We start from the raw sequence: 14,890 nt of genomic DNA on the forward strand, positions 1-14,890 counted from the left end.
CCTTAAGATCATGACGCCTGTCACAGTTCATTTTGCGACAAATGGAAACCGATTTCCTTATCGTATCAAATCATATCCGTCCACGTTTTCATTTAAAGGAGCGTTACTCATGATCAGGATTATGTTGTGTTGTTCAGCGGGCATGTCCACCAGCCTGCTGGTACGTAAAATGGTAGAGGTTGCGGAACAGCGTGGTCTCAGTGTGCAGATCGATGCCTGGGGCGTTTCAGAATTTGATACGCAGTTTCCACACTATCAGGTTGTCCTGCTCGGCCCACAAGTAAAGTACATGTTAGCCATGCTCTCTGAAAAAGCTGCCACCCACGGCATTCCTGTCCGGGCTATTGATATGACGGATTACGGCATGCAACGCGGTGACAAGGTGCTGGATTACGCTCTGTCGCTTATTGAAGCGGCACACTAGAAAGGTGTCATTATGAGTTCGTTATATCAGTCGATGGTGACGGTAATTGAACAGTCCATTACGCCACTCGCCGGAAAGTTAGGTCAGCAAAAGTATGTGATAGCGATTCGTGACGGCTTTACGGCGGCACTGCCGTTTATGATTATCGGGTCGTTTATGTTGGTATTTATCTTCCCGCCATTTTCAGCGGACACCACTAACAGCGTTGCCCGTGCGTGGCTCGACTTTTCCATCACCTATCGCCAACAGCTGATGCTGCCATTTAATCTCAGCATGGGCGTTATGACCTTTTTCATCTCGGTCGGGATTGGTGCCAGCCTGGGCCGTCAGTTTAACCTTGATCCCATCATGTCGGGTTTGCTGGCGTTTATGGCGTTTTTACTGGTGGCCGCACCCTATGCGGATGAAAAGATCTCAACCCAGTATCTTTCCGGTCAGGGGATTTTTACTGCCTTGATTACCGCCATTTACGCCACCCGGGTTTATGCCTGGCTAAAGCAAAATAATGTCACTATCCGACTGCCTAAAGAAGTGCCCACCGGCGTGGCCCGCTCCTTTGAGATTCTGATCCCAGTCCTGGTGATTATCGCAACGTTACATCCGCTCAACCTGTTTATCGAAGCGCAAACCGGCATGATTATGCCGCAGGCCATCATGCATTTACTGGAGCCGCTGGTCTCTGCTTCGGACTCCTTGCCCGCCATTTTACTTTCCGTACTGCTCTGTCAGATATTCTGGTTTGCCGGTATTCACGGTGCCCTGATCGTCACCGGCATTATGAACCCCTTTTGGATGGCTAACCTGTCTGCTAACCAGGCAGCCCTGGCCGCCGGTGCCGCCCTGCCGCATGTTTACCTGCAGGGCTTTTGGGATCACTACCTGCTGATTGGCGGCGTGGGTTCCACCTTACCCCTGGCCTTCCTCCTGCTGCGTAGCCGGGTGCTGCATCTGCGCACCATCGGTAAAATGGGCGTGGTACCCAGCTTTTTTAATATCAATGAACCGATCCTGTTTGGTGCCCCGGTCATTATGAATCCACTGCTGTTTATCCCCTTCGTGTGCGTTCCGATGATTAACGCCGTGCTGGCGTACACCGCGACAAAACTCGGCTGGATCGCTCAGGTGGTTTCGCTCACGCCCTGGACCACACCCGCCCCGATTGGTGCATCCTGGGCAGCCAACTGGGCGCTCAGCCCGCTGGTAATGTGCCTTATTTGTATGCTGATGTCGGCGCTGATGTACCTACCCTTCCTGCGAGCCTATGAACGCAGTCTGATTAAGGCAGAAGAGAAAAAAATCAAGGATGCCGCGCCTGCAGGCCATCCCGTGCACGGTCATCCACACGCTTAAGGAGCCAGTGACATGAACTACCGTTTTCCTGAAAATTTCTGGTGGGGCAGCGCCAGTTCGGCGTTGCAAACCGAAGGTGACAGCCTGAATGGCGGTAAAAGCCCGACCACCTGGGATCGCTGGTTTGCACGGCAACCCCACCGTTTCCATCAGGGCATTGGCCCGCAGAACACCTCTGGCTTTTACCAGCACTGGCAGCACGATATCGCGTTACTGAAGCAGTTAGGACACAACAGCTTTCGCACGTCGCTGAGCTGGGCGCGCCTGATGCCTGACGGCACCGATACAGTGAATCCCGAAGCCGTGGATTTTTATAACAAGGTGATCGATGCGTTACTGGCGCAGGGCATTACGCCCTTTATCACCCTGTTCCATTTCGATATGCCGTTGGCCATGCAGGAAAAAGGCGGCTGGGAGAACCGTGAAGTAGTGGAAGCGTTTAGCCGCTACGCCCAGCGCTGTTTCGACCTGTTCGGTGACAGGGTGAAGCACTGGTTTACCTTTAACGAGCCGATTGTGCCGGTCGAAGGTGGCTATCTGTATGATTTTCACTACCCGAACGTGGTGGATTTCAGACGCGCCGCGACCGTGGCCTGGCACACTGTGCTGGCTCACGCGCTGGCGGTGCGGGCCTGGCGTAACGGCGGTTATGACGGCGAGATTGGCGTAGTGCTGAATCTCACGCCGTCCTATCCGCGCTCGGCGAATCCGGCAGATGTACAAGCCGCGCATCATGCAGACCTGCTGTTTAACCGCAGCTTTTTAGATCCGGTTCTTAAGGGCGAATACCCAATGGATCTGATGAGTTTACTGAGTCAGTACCATCAGCTTCCGCGCTGCCAGCCCGGGGACCGCGAAGTCATGGCCGATGGCATCATCGACCTGCTGGGCGTTAACTATTATCAGCCGCGCCGTGTTAAGTGTCGGGATAGCGCCGTCAATCCTGAGGCACCTTTTATGCCGGAATGGTTATTCGAGCATTACGAAATGCCAGGACGAAAAATGAATCCATACCGCGGATGGGAAATTTACGCGCCCGGTATTTACGATATTCTGACCAACCTACGCGTTAATTATGGGAATCCACGCTGTTTTATTTCTGAAAATGGCATGGGCGTAGAGAATGAACAGCGTTTTATCCAGAACGGTGAAATACTGGATGATTATCGTATCGAATTTGTTTCCGAACATCTTAAATGGCTCCATAAAGGCATTAGCGAAGGCTGTAACTGCCTGGGTTATCATATGTGGACATTTATCGATAACTGGTCATGGCTGAACGGCTATAAAAACCGTTACGGTTTTGTGCAGTTAGATTTGGCAACGCAAAAACGTACGATTAAAAAGAGCGGCAAATGGTTTGCTGAGGTTGCCGCAAATAACGGTTTTAATTGAGAGCAGCGATTATGATTGAACTTGAAGAGGCCGTAATGACGATCATCGTCAATGCAGGACATGCCCGCAGCCTGTGTTTCGAAGCCCTGCAGGCGGCAAGAAAGGGTAACGTCGACGAGGCCAAAGATCGGCTAAGGGAAGCCGATGACTATTCTCGCCTGGCTCATCAAATGCAAACCCGATTAATTGAGCAGGACGCTGGCGAAGGGCGACAGCCTATGACGTTAATTATGGTTCATGCTCAGGATCATTTAATGACGTCGTTACTGGCGCGTGAACTGTCAGAAGAAATTATTCATCTCTATCAACGGCAATAAAAGATATATCACAGGAGAAAAACGGAAAAATAAGCGTCCTCTGGAAAATAACATAATATAAAAATCAACTTGTTCTGGTGATCAATTAACCGGTGCAGGATGGTTATTGTCTGTTCATTAACACACGCCGTTATTCGGGTTGAACATAATCAACCTGAAGGACGCTGTGCAAACGAGACAACCATGAATATTATTCGAAACCTTCCATTACCTCTGGCGGTGGTCGCCGCGCTGTGCCCTGCTGTGAGCGCAGCACAGGAATTTACGCAGGAACAAATCGACGCCATCGTCGCCAAAGCCGTCGATAAAGCCCTGGCAGAACGTCAGGCAAAAAGGGATGCGGCAGTGGCGAAGACAACGGATGAGGTGACCGAACCACAAAGTCCGGTTCAGTCACCGGACCGGGCTATTCCGTTTGGGGTGACGTTCAGCGGCTACGCACGCTACGGTGCGCATTACCAAAGCGGCGATCAGAAATATGTTGGCGTGGACGGCTCTTACAACGGGGCTTCCGGTATCGGCCGTCTGGGCAACGAAGGCAACGGTGGCGAGTTCCAGCTCTCCAAAGCATTTAAGAGCCAAAGTGGCGCCCTCTGGGACGTCAATGTGATGATCGATCACTGGGGCGATGAAGTTAACCTGAAAAAAGCCTATGCCGGCGTCACCAATGTGCTGGCATCAAATCCTGACGCCTATCTCTGGGCCGGACGGGACTTTCATCAGCGTCCACAGCAGAACATCAATGATTATTTCTGGATGAACCATGATGGTCAGGGCGCGGGGGTAAAAAACTTCGACGTGGGCGGGATAAAATTTGACGTTGCTGCTGTTGCTGCCGTGGAATCCTGTAGCCCTGAAGTGCTCAGCGACGAGTCCAATCCGTCGCGCATCACCTGTACGGGCGGTTCGGGTACCGGGGATAAAGGCAACTACGCCGCGACGTCTAAAATTCACGGCATGAAGCTGGGCGCACTGGATCTGGAGATCTACGCTAATTACGGTTTCGACTCCAAAGCGGTGGACAGTGACGATCGCCTGAAAGCCTGGCAGGGCGCGTTTGTGCTGAGCCACACCAACGACCACGGCGTGAATAAAGTGATTACCCGCTACTCTGACAACTCGGATAACAGCGTTTTCAGCAAAACCGAGGGCCTTCGCACTGTCTACACCAGCTTTGAAGGTAAGCATCAGTTTACCCAGCAGGCACAGGTGGAGTATTTGCTGGGTTATCACGATTACGACAACCGTCGACTGAAAAGCGACAATCGGAAAAACTACGCCGCGATTGTTCGCCCGATGTATTTCTGGAATGACGTCCATTCGACCTGGCTGGAAGCCGGTTATCAGCGCGTAAACTATGATGAAGGCGGCAGTAACAATGGCTGGAAACTGACCCTGTCGCAAAACATCGCCATTGATATGGGACCGGAGTTTCGCCCCATGCTGCGCTTCTATGTCACCGGCGGCAAAGTCGACGATGCGCGCACCGCGCGCGTGAGTGGTCGTGAAAACGACATCCAGGACGACTTCAATCTGGGTGCAATGTGGGAAGCCTGGTTCTGAGGACAGGCGACAAGCCTTATAACCCCGTTCTCACGAATGACAGGCACAGAAGTTTATCAGCAACGTTGATAAACCCCCCCGTTCGGGCGTTTCTGCCGTATGCCCGATCGGCTTTTATGTCGTCAGGATCACGCTTGCTGTTACGCCCTGCTGTCTCAACGGTATCCCTGCTGTTTCACATCATGACCTCAGATAAGAAATGTACCCTGATGGCTATCAGCAACAACGTCATCGGTTCAGGCTATTCAGGACAGCGAAGCCAGATATGTCGACATACGGGGATTTTCTCGCCTGTGTGGTCAGGGCTGGGCAGAACGTTGATAGCGCGAGGCACCGTGGAAACGGCGCTTTTTCAGCCGCGCTGATCGCCTGGTTAGCGGCGCTGGCACGTCTTACTGCTCTCCCTTTTTTGCGGCCATTACGCCCTGAGCGCCCGCATCGACTGATATAGCCTTACAAACGCTTTACGCTGTGCTTTCTGATTCAAATACCCGTATGAACCCTGTCACAAAACGCGCATTAAGTTTCCCGGCCCTGATCTGTAAGCGCTTATCTCGCCATCTTGTTAAAGGCTTGTTGCGCATAGCCTCAGGTAATTGTTAACTGCCATTGATGCACAATGCGCATTAGTCGATGAGTTTATTGCGCTTATTTACTTTATTTACCTGATCCAGTCTTCAGCAACAGACGCGGCAAAAAGCGTCAACGATAAACTGGAGATACCGATGCATTCCTCGACTTCACCGATGACCACCCGCGCCAGAGCCGGCGCAATATTACGCGTTACCTCGGGCAACTTTCTGGAACAGTTCGACTTTTTTCTGTTTGGGTTCTATGCCACCTATATCGCCCACACTTTCTTTCCGGCGAGCAGTGAATTTGCCTCGCTGATGATGACCTTCGCCGTCTTCGGCGCGGGCTTTCTGATGCGTCCTGTCGGCGCAGTGGTGCTGGGCGCCTACATTGATAAGGTCGGCAGACGTAAAGGCCTGATCGTCACCCTGTCGATTATGGCGGCAGGTACTTTTCTGATCGTCCTGATTCCGTCTTATCAAAGCATTGGGCTTTGGGCACCGATGCTGGTGTTAATCGGCCGCCTGCTGCAGGGTTTCTCCGCCGGAGCGGAGTTGGGTGGCGTTTCTGTGTATCTGGCTGAGATCGCCACGCCGGGCCGCAAAGGCTTTTATACCAGCTGGCAGTCAGGTAGCCAGCAGGTGGCCATTATGGTCGCCGCCGCGATGGGCTTTGCCCTGAACGCCGTGCTGGAAGAAAGCGCGATTCGTGAATGGGGCTGGCGGATTCCGTTTCTGTTTGGCTGCATGATTGTGCCTTTCATTTTCTTCCTGCGCCGCAAGCTGGAAGAAACCCAGGAGTTCAACGCCCGCCGTCATCATCTGGCGATGCGCGACGTGTTTAAAACCCTGCTGGCCAACTGGCAGGTTGTGATTGCAGGCATGCTGATGGTGGCCATGACCACCACAGCGTTTTATCTGATCACCGTTTATGCGCCGACCTTCGGCAAGAAAGTGCTGATGCTCAGCGCCTCCGATAGCCTGTTAGTCACGCTGCTGGTTGCCATCTCTAACTTCCTTTGGTTACCGGTTGGCGGGGCGCTGTCTGACCGTTTCGGACGTAAACCTGTACTGGTTACCATGACGCTGATCGCGCTGGCGACCGCCTACCCAGCCCTGTCGATGCTGGCTGCTGCACCCAGCTTTTCCATGATGCTCAGCGTTCTGCTGTGGCTGTCATTTATCTATGGTCTGTATAACGGCGCGATGATTCCGGCACTGACTGAAATCATGCCAGCGGAAGTTCGGGTGGCGGGCTTTTCACTGGCCTACAGCCTGGCAACCGCCGTCTTTGGCGGCTTTACACCGGTGATTTCAACCGCATTGATTGAGTACACAGGCGATAAAGCCTCCCCAGGTTACTGGATGAGCTTTGCTGCCGTCTGCGCCTTACTGGCAACGCTGTATCTGTACCGTCGCAGCACTGTAAATCTTCAAACCGCCGTTAAACACTAAGTCAGGGATTCCATAATGAAAATAATTTACCGTTCACTCCTTGCCACGCTGGTCCTTTCCTCCGTCAGCACCGGTGTGCTGGCAAAAGAGGTGACCGTGATGATTTCTGGCGGCTTTAAAGCCGCGCTGGAAAAACTCACACCGCAGTTTGAAGCTAAAAGTGGCGACAACATTATTCTGGTGTCCGGGCCGTCGATGGGTAAAACACCGCAGGCGATTCCCAACCGTCTGGCGCGCGGGGAAAAAGCCGATGTGGTGATTATGGTCGGCGATGCGCTTAGTCAGCTGGAAAAAGGTAAGTGGATAAAACCGGACTCCCGCGTTGAGCTGGCTGACTCGCCGATCGGGATTGTCGTGAAGAAAGGGGATGCTAAACCCAATATCAAAACGGATGCCGATCTGCGTAAAACCCTGTTAAATGCGAAGTCGATTGCCTACTCAGACAGCGCCAGCGGTCAGTACATTAGCAGCCAGTTGTTTAAAAAGTTAGGCATTGAAGACAAGGTGAAAGACAAAGCGCACGAGGTGGAACGCATCCCGGTAGCGTCTGAAGTGGCAAAAGGCCACTATGCGCTGGGCTTCCAGCAGGTCAGTGAACTCCTGCCCGTGCCGGGCGTGACCTTTGTAGGTGAACTGCCTGAGGACGTGCAGTACATCACCCGGTTTGCCGGCGCGGTTCCTGCCAAAGCAGACCATCCTGAGGAAGGCAAAGCGTTACTGGATTTCCTGGCGTCTGCCCCGGCTCAGGAAGTCGTCCATGCCACGGGTTTGCACTCGGTCAACGCGCAGCAACCCGTTAAGCAGAGTGATACTGTTCAGTAATCAGCTTTTCCAGCTCTGCAGCGATATAAGACTGTATGCGTCCACTGCGCCTGATCAGGCCAACGGTGCGTTTCACGACCGGATCGGTAAGCGGCAGGTGAACCAGCACCGAATGGCCTGATGACGGCATCGACATCGCGGGAACGGCAGCAATGCCGATTCCCGCTTCGACCATGCCCAGCATCGTTGTTACATGCCGGGTTTCGCAGATGCTCGGGCGCGCCGGAACAACATGGCCCAGTGCGGAATCCAGTAGATTTCGATTGCCGGAGGTCTTATCCAGCCCGACATAATCCTGCTGGTAAAACTCCTGCCACGTCAGGCTTTTGCGGTTAGCAAGGGGATGATCGTGTCGGCACGCCACGACGTAAACATCCTCCACCAGCGGTAAAAACTCAGTATTGGGCGGCGGGTTGCCCGAGAAGCAAATGCCAAAATCTGCCTGACCACTGGTGACAGCTTCAATAACGTTGCCTGCGCTACTGTCAATAATCTTGACCCGCACCCGAGGATAGCGCACCTGAAAGCGGCGAATCACATCCGGCATAAAGTAATAGGCGGCGGAAGGCACCGTGGCAACCGTCACCAGTCCGGTTCTGTCCTGGCTGACTTTACTGATATCCGCCATCACTTCTTCAAAGTTGGTCAGCAGTTGCTCGGAACGCGCGGCGAACGTCTGGCCGTAAAGCGTCAGCGTGACCCGGCGGGTGGTCCTGTCAAACAGCTTTATCCCCAACGCCGTTTCCAGCTTCTCAATCCTGCGGCTCAGCGCCGACTGGGACAGGCAGATGGATTCCGCGGCGATACGGAAATTGCCATATTCAACCAGGGCGCGAAACGCATACAGATCGTTAAGATCGAAATTGACGGGCATGTGGGCTGGCGTTCCTTTCAACAATGATCTGGCAGGGACAGAGAGGGCTAATAGTGCCTTATCGAATGGCGGCAAACAAAGTGAAATGTTGGCGGAGCGCCTGACAGAAAACAGCCGGACAGGCAGCAGGTCACCCGCGCAGACGGATGACCTGCTGCTGCAGGGTTAAGCGCTAAATAGGCGACGTCGAGCGTGAAACGTTTCTGACCGCCTCTTCTGCCCGCTCCGAATTGCTCTGAATGCTGGCGATAACCTCTCCGGCCTGGCGCATCAGGTTGACGCCGCGAGCGGTGTTTTTCAGGTTATTTTCGATATCTTCCAGCACCTTTTTTGCCAGCTGATTATTGCTGGATACCACGCGACCTATCTCTTCAGTGGCTTCATTGATGCGGGCAGCCAGAGTACGCACCTCGGCGGCCACGATGGCAAAACTGCGGCCGGACGTGCCGGCACGGGCTGCCTCAATTGCCGCGTTTAATGCGATAAATCGCGTCTGCTCAGCGATGTTGCGAATGGTGTGCACCATATCGGCAATGCGATCTGACTGGCCGTTTAACCCAAAGACGTCAGCGGAAACGCTGTTCATCTCTTTGGCGATCTCGGCCATGGTTCTGACGCTGTCTTCAATCACATCCGCACCCGTTACCGAGCTTTCGCGGGTTTGCTGCGCCATCTTCCACGCGTGCTGAGCCGCTTCATTTTCTTGCTGGTTTTGCAGCACCTGCTCGGTAACATCGCTGGCGAATTTTACAATCTTATATAACCGGCCATCGGCATCGAAAACCGGGTTATACGTCGCGCGCAGCCAGATAGTTTCGCCATGACGATTAAGTCGCGGATACTGCCCAGAGAAAAATTCGCCCTGATTGAGACGCTGCCAAAACAGCTGGTATTCCTTGCTGCTGCGCAGTTCCTCGGAACAGAACATACGGTGATGCCTGCCCAGAATCTCGTCGGCTTTATAGCCCGTTGCTTTGAGGAAGTTTTCGTTAACCTCTAACACTTCCCCGGCTTTGTTAAATGCGATGACCGCCATTGAGCGGCTGATCGCCTGTACCAGGGCATCCTGCTGCTGTGCCTCACTGATGCGCTCGGAGATATCTGCCGCCAGCTTGATGACCTTGATGACGCGGCCATGTTTGTCTTTCACCGGGACATAGCTGGCTTCCAGCCAGACCGGATGACTGTCTTTGCCCAGACGCAGATATTTGCCGCTGAAGCTCTTGCCGCTGGCAAGGCGCTGCCAGAACTGGCGGTACTCAGATGAGTTCACCATTGATGGCGGGCAAAACATACTGTGGTGATGGCCCACGATCTCTTGCGCTTCGTAACCCATCTTGCTTAGAAACAGTGCATTGGCCCGAAGGATGGTGCCATCCGGGGTAAATTCGATGATCGGAACCGCATCGTCCAAAGCTCTGAGCGAATCGGCGGCGTGTTTATGCTGGTGTTTAGGAAAAATAGAAAATATTTTTTTAAAAATTGTCATTTTTTATACTGCCATGTTGAGTGGTCTGGAGGGTTTATCGGCAGGATAAAGAACGGGCTTGAGACAATGGCGAATAAACAACCATAAGATTGTGACCGGGCTAACCCTCTTCTGTAAAATTTACGTTATGTCTGAATGAAGCGGGTACGGCATCAAGATTACGCTGATCTGGCGCGGTTTATGTGCGGGGAAGCCTGACCTTTTATTCATGACGCTGCTTGCAGAGCGCAAACGGCGCACGGCGGCGATTCAATCTGACAAGGTTGGTGCGCTGCTGTCTGTGCAGACACAAAAAGGGCTGCTCATTAAGCAGCCCTTTTTCGCGCCGGCGCATCCGTAACGCTTATTTATACAGCTCAGCTGTCATGTGAACGCGATCGTTCGTATTGGCTTCGATGATTTTGTACTGTGCGCCCTGCTGCTCGGCCTGAGCGGCAATTTTGGCTTCTGTACCGTCCAGCGTTGAACCCGTTGCGGTAACGGTTTGTGCAAAAGCTGAGGCCGACATGAATGACAGTGCAGCAACGGCAGCAATCGACAGTGTTTTAATGGTTTTCATAATCCTGTTCCTTAATGTTGTAAGTGTGAAAGCAATTCGCTTTCGATGGGGTTATGATAACCAATGTTATTAATACAAAGTTAACAATAAGTGCAGTTATTGTGATCATGCTATCTATTGCACTGATAGCTCTCGCCTGTGATCGGTGCCGCGTGGCCTGGCAGAAGATCATGTTGGCCGTCGCTGAACGGGATATCTATCAAGGCACAGTGGGTGGCGTGAGAAAACGTCTTTGCAAACGGACAAGCCGTGACAGGACTAACAACCTGTTGCTAATGCCAACTCGTGCTAAAGAATAAATTCTTTATATCCTGACACGATCACATATAAGGCAAAGTAGGCAAAGATGAGCGCGGAAGCCATATAGGAATATCTCAATAGCTTTTGCCCTAACAACCTGCCGCCGAGGCTACCGACCAGGCACAGGGCCGCTGTCCATACGATCCCCGCCAGAAAAAAACCGCTCAGAAACAGTGCCGATCCCGTAATGCTTTGCTGCCCGAATCGGGAAATCAATGCACCACCCACCGTGGCAAACCACACAATGGCAGTCGGCGACGACATTGCCAGCACGATACCGTGCCGGAACTCACGCCACATTGACCGTCTGGGCGCACTCAGCGTGGTATCGATATCGTTGACGTTACGAAAGGCGGACAGCAGCATTTTGATGGTAAACCCCACCAGCAAAGCACCACCACCTATCCAGATGATCCACCGTACGACCTCGAACTGCAGCAACACCGCCATGCCAGCCAGCGCCAGAACGGCATAAATCAAATCACCCACACAGGTGCCGACTCCCAACCAGAACCCCTGAAAATAGCCACGCTGCATCGCCAGCGTAATCATGGCAATGTTGGCAATGCCGATATCAAGGCACAGCGACAGGCTCAACAGGAAACCCGTTGAAAAAGACATCATAACAATGGCTCCTCAGATTTAAGGCGCTCTGCGTGGGCCGTGATAGTGAAGAAGCATAAAGCGGTCAAAAAACCCCTCAATGTCGTGCGAAGAACATCTAAAGGGTACGTCGCGAATAAACGTATTTTAGGCATTGAATAACCAATCGATAACAGGCGCGCAGACATCGCATTCCCAGGCAACAGATGAGCGATGCCCTATTTAATCCAGATGAGGTTCACGGATACTGGAAGAAATTGCGGTGATAAAAGCGTTGAGTCAAGGCCGTTGACTCAGCCAGATTCAGACAAGGGAATAAACCGCGCCATGCATTAAAACGGGCGGCACAGCGAAAGCCGCCCGGAGATCCGTAACGGCATGATCAGGCGGTGGTGTTGATGTTACGCCCTACAGCCGGATTAGAGGGAAGAGCTGTCACACCCTCAACAAGCGTAGTGATGGTATCTGCCTGTTGATTCAGCGTTTTTTTCAACAGATTCGCATTGGCTTCACCGCGAGCCTGCCATTGTTCTAAACCTGCAGACAGAGTGGTGAGTTGCTGTATATCCATGCAGTTGCTCCTTATGTTGACTGAGCCCCAGACGGGGGTCACATAATACCGGCGACGGATTTCGCCAGTTGCGCATAAAGTATCGGCCTGGGGCTAAAATACTTTAATAACTCTGACGAATGAATACGAAAAGAGGAAAATTTCTTCCAGATTTAAGCACCACACAGGATTTTAGGATAGTGATATCAGCGCCGCTCATAGTACTTTCGTGAAATTGAGATTCTGAAAAAATAAACTTATATAAAATATGAAAATTATGAGCGAAAAACTCTACCCACCTTAACCACCATCGTCGTACAAAAAGGCGCAACCAACTGAATGAAATAAATAAAAAATTTTAAAAAGAATAATAAACTATATTTTTTTATTTTCCCACACTCTTTAAAAACATTAAACTATCTAAACTTAACTAATGCTCAAAAACGCATAAAAAATAAAAAACACCTATTGATATTGAAAAATTAATAGGCAAACAACCATCTTAATTTTTAAAGAAAAGGGCTAACTTTAAATAAAATTACGAACAGGATTACCCGTTAGCATACCCGGAAACAGCCACTTTCTTAGTAAATATCAAAAGGAATAGTCACTCATGAGCCAGCCTCTTTCTGATAACAGTTTAAAAGAATTAGACTTTTTAACATTTCAAAACGTAACATCGCCTTTTCTCGACAAAATCGTTGCAGAAAATCCGCCTCCCGCTGGTGAAACGCTGGATAAAGATAAAGCAATTCGTGACATGTTTGACTTGGTTCACGGTCAGTATGATATTCCATGGTCGGATTCGTCAGGTTCGCGTTCTGTATCAACAGCCGGAAGATCGGTTGCGATTAGTGAATGCACAAGTAAAGAAATAATCGTGGCGATTGATTGTTTTACCGTTTTTTTTCAGTTTCTTGGCATCACAGGTAAAGTTTGTGGTGAAGCCGCTACAGAAGTTGTTAACGGCCTTACCCGAACTCAACTGGACGGACTCTCCAGTTTATTCCAGGCAATCAGTAATGCAGAGGGGGCACTGAATACTGCAACGGCAATCTTCAACCTTATTTCTGCCATTTATAAATTAACAGGTATCCGCCAAATCCTGGGAGCAATTGAGGATAACATGGCCTGGTATAACTGGGTGCTCATGGCAACCGTGATTACTGCCCAAGCGGTGGCATTGTTAGCAACCGATGGCGCTGCGTTTATCGGCGAATTAGTGCTAATGGGTGCATTTCTTACGCAACTGGGTATAGACGCCTCATCAATGGCTGACGCCTGCGGCTGGTCGTCGTAAAAGTTAATTTAAGCGTTATGAATTCAATCACTTTAAGCTTTAATCCTGACTTTCTTAACTACGTTTAATTAGCATGTTGAGCGTCAAACTTACGATGTAAGGGTGAAAATTCCATGATTAAACAGAGTGATATTCATTTGTAGAATAAAGGGCAACACGGTAAAACAGCCTATTTAACTCTTCATTTTCGGTGCCAGACTCAGGTGTAGGGTTGAATATTTTTTTGATTTACGTTGTTTGAAAGTTATTAAACCCTGCCATCAACCACAATTTTTTACTTGTTTAAGCAGACATCTCTATTTTATTCTGAAACTGCTTTTAGGATTTTTTCTAATAAAAAAACAGGGTGGTAAAAATGAAAAAATGCTTTTTTGTAATGATGATGGCAGGGTTTTCAGCTGGCGTTCAGGCTAAAGAGATATCACTTTCACCTAATCTCTCCGCGGATAGTCTTAGTATATCTGCCTCAACAGGTATGCTAGGTGGGAAATCCGGGGAACTTGTTTACGACCCTGACACGGGTCGTAAAATTAGTCAGCTGGACTGGAAGATCAAAAATGTGGCCATTTTGAAAGGCGACATTTCGTGGGATGCCTACTCATTCCTGACACTCAATGCACGTGGATGGACTTCTCTTGCCAGCGGTTCTGGTCATCTGGACGATTATGACTGGCAAAACAGTAATCAGGGTAACTGGACCGACCATTCTTCACATCCCTATACGCGTATGAATCATGCTAATGAGTACGATCTTAATCTGAAAGGCTGGTTTATACAGGGAGACAGCTATCGGATAGGTGCGGTGGCTGGCTATCAGGAGACCCGCTTCAGCTGGACTGCTATTGGCGGCTCATTTGATTACAATAATGGCACTCTGGTAGGTGATTTTCCACGTGATCAAACAGGCATAGGTTACAGTCAGCGCTTTTCAATGCCGTACGTAGGACTGACCGGGCGCTACAGAATAAATAACTTTGAATTCGGTACTCTGCTTAAATTCAGCGACTGGGTTAATGCCCATGATAACGACGAACACTATGTTCGCCAGTTGACGTTCCGTGAAAAAACATCAAGTTCGCGTTACTACGGTGCTTCAGTTGACGCAGGTTATTACGTTACCCCTAATGCTAAAGTTTTTGCTGAATTTACCTACAGTAAATACGAAGAAGGCAAAGGTGGTACACAGATTTTTGATAACGTCAGCGGCCAGTCAGGAACGATTGACGGCGATGCGGCAGGTATTGCCAACCATAACTATACCGTGACAGCAGGATTGCAGTACCGATTTTGATTATGTACTGACATTCACAGGCGAAA

15 protein-coding genes are annotated in these 14,890 nt (G+C 50.7%); 10 read left to right on the forward strand and 5 right to left on the reverse strand.

Annotated features, from left to right (window positions below; all coding sequences use genetic code 11):
- The first annotated feature begins 109 nt into the window (after nt 1–109).
- The 7 genes from QNH99_RS00130 to QNH99_RS00160 all read left to right on the forward strand — a co-directional run bounded on the left by QNH99_RS00130 (nt 110) and on the right by QNH99_RS00160 (nt 7,898).
- Nucleotides 110–424, forward strand: a complete 315-nt coding sequence (locus QNH99_RS00130) for a PTS sugar transporter subunit IIB (RefSeq protein WP_063877807.1) — start codon at nt 110–112, stop codon at nt 422–424.
- A 12-nt stretch (nt 425–436) separates the two neighbouring features.
- Nucleotides 437–1,774 (forward strand): PTS sugar transporter subunit IIC, encoded by a 1,338-nt coding sequence (locus QNH99_RS00135; protein ID WP_410517176.1) that lies wholly within the window; start codon nt 437–439, stop codon nt 1,772–1,774.
- Nucleotides 1,775–1,786: 12 nt separating this feature from the next.
- Nucleotides 1,787–3,169, forward strand: a complete 1,383-nt coding sequence (locus tag QNH99_RS00140; protein WP_410517177.1) for a glycoside hydrolase family 1 protein — start codon at nt 1,787–1,789, stop codon at nt 3,167–3,169.
- An 11-nt stretch (nt 3,170–3,180) separates the two neighbouring features.
- A complete protein-coding gene (locus QNH99_RS00145) occupies nt 3,181–3,486 on the forward strand; it encodes a PTS lactose/cellobiose transporter subunit IIA (RefSeq protein WP_063877804.1) in 306 nt (101 codons plus the stop codon).
- Nucleotides 3,487–3,669: 183 nt separating this feature from the next.
- Nucleotides 3,670–5,049, forward strand: coding sequence for a carbohydrate porin (locus QNH99_RS00150; protein WP_410517178.1), 1,380 nt, complete (start codon nt 3,670–3,672; stop codon nt 5,047–5,049).
- Nucleotides 5,050–5,774: 725 nt separating this feature from the next.
- Nucleotides 5,775–7,076 carry an MFS transporter gene (locus tag QNH99_RS00155; RefSeq protein WP_063881067.1) on the forward strand — a complete coding sequence of 434 codons (1,302 nt, stop codon included), beginning with the start codon at nt 5,775–5,777 and terminating at the stop codon, nt 7,074–7,076.
- A 15-nt stretch (nt 7,077–7,091) separates the two neighbouring features.
- Nucleotides 7,092–7,898 (forward strand): substrate-binding domain-containing protein, encoded by an 807-nt coding sequence (locus tag QNH99_RS00160; RefSeq protein WP_145394552.1) that lies wholly within the window; start codon nt 7,092–7,094, stop codon nt 7,896–7,898.
- Here the strand turns inward: QNH99_RS00160 and QNH99_RS00165 are convergent.
- Both QNH99_RS00165 and QNH99_RS00170 read right to left on the reverse strand, forming a co-directional pair.
- A complete protein-coding gene (locus QNH99_RS00165; protein WP_063877801.1) occupies nt 7,873–8,772 on the reverse strand; it encodes a LysR family transcriptional regulator in 900 nt (299 codons plus the stop codon). The genes QNH99_RS00160 and QNH99_RS00165 overlap by 26 nt on opposite strands.
- 172 nt (nt 8,773–8,944) lie before the next feature.
- On the reverse strand, nt 8,945–10,261 hold the full coding sequence (locus tag QNH99_RS00170; protein WP_218995983.1) for a methyl-accepting chemotaxis protein: 1,317 nt from the start codon (nt 10,259–10,261) through the stop codon (nt 8,945–8,947).
- Between the two features lie 208 nt (nt 10,262–10,469).
- Between QNH99_RS00170 and QNH99_RS00175 the strand changes: the two genes are divergently transcribed.
- Complete coding sequence (locus tag QNH99_RS00175) at nt 10,470–10,601, forward strand: hypothetical protein (RefSeq protein ID WP_256391432.1); 132 nt, start codon at nt 10,470–10,472, stop codon at nt 10,599–10,601.
- A 3-nt stretch (nt 10,602–10,604) separates the two neighbouring features.
- On the opposite strand, the gene QNH99_RS00180 is transcribed toward QNH99_RS00175, so the two are convergent.
- The 3 genes from QNH99_RS00180 to QNH99_RS00190 form a co-directional block, all read right to left on the reverse strand.
- Nucleotides 10,605–10,820 carry a YdgH/BhsA/McbA-like domain containing protein gene (locus QNH99_RS00180; RefSeq protein WP_063877799.1) on the reverse strand — a complete coding sequence of 72 codons (216 nt, stop codon included), beginning with the start codon at nt 10,818–10,820 and terminating at the stop codon, nt 10,605–10,607.
- A gap of 288 nt (nt 10,821–11,108) precedes the next feature.
- Nucleotides 11,109–11,744 carry a LysE family translocator gene (locus QNH99_RS00185; protein WP_145394550.1) on the reverse strand — a complete coding sequence of 212 codons (636 nt, stop codon included), beginning with the start codon at nt 11,742–11,744 and terminating at the stop codon, nt 11,109–11,111.
- Nucleotides 11,745–12,105: 361 nt separating this feature from the next.
- Complete coding sequence (locus QNH99_RS00190; protein WP_063877794.1) at nt 12,106–12,294, reverse strand: YjfB family protein; 189 nt, start codon at nt 12,292–12,294, stop codon at nt 12,106–12,108.
- Between the two features lie 592 nt (nt 12,295–12,886).
- Here QNH99_RS00190 and QNH99_RS00195 point away from each other — a divergent pair.
- Both QNH99_RS00195 and QNH99_RS00200 read left to right on the forward strand, forming a co-directional pair.
- Nucleotides 12,887–13,573 carry a hypothetical protein gene (locus tag QNH99_RS00195; RefSeq protein WP_145394549.1) on the forward strand — a complete coding sequence of 229 codons (687 nt, stop codon included), beginning with the start codon at nt 12,887–12,889 and terminating at the stop codon, nt 13,571–13,573.
- 355 nt (nt 13,574–13,928) lie between these two features.
- Entirely contained in the window at nt 13,929–14,864 is a 936-nt protein-coding gene (locus QNH99_RS00200) for an omptin family outer membrane protease (protein WP_145394548.1), read from the forward strand.
- Nucleotides 14,865–14,890: the final 26 nt, after the last annotated feature.

Source organism: Pantoea allii, assembly GCF_046529425.1.
Taxonomy (GTDB): domain Bacteria; phylum Pseudomonadota; class Gammaproteobacteria; order Enterobacterales; family Enterobacteriaceae; genus Pantoea; species Pantoea allii.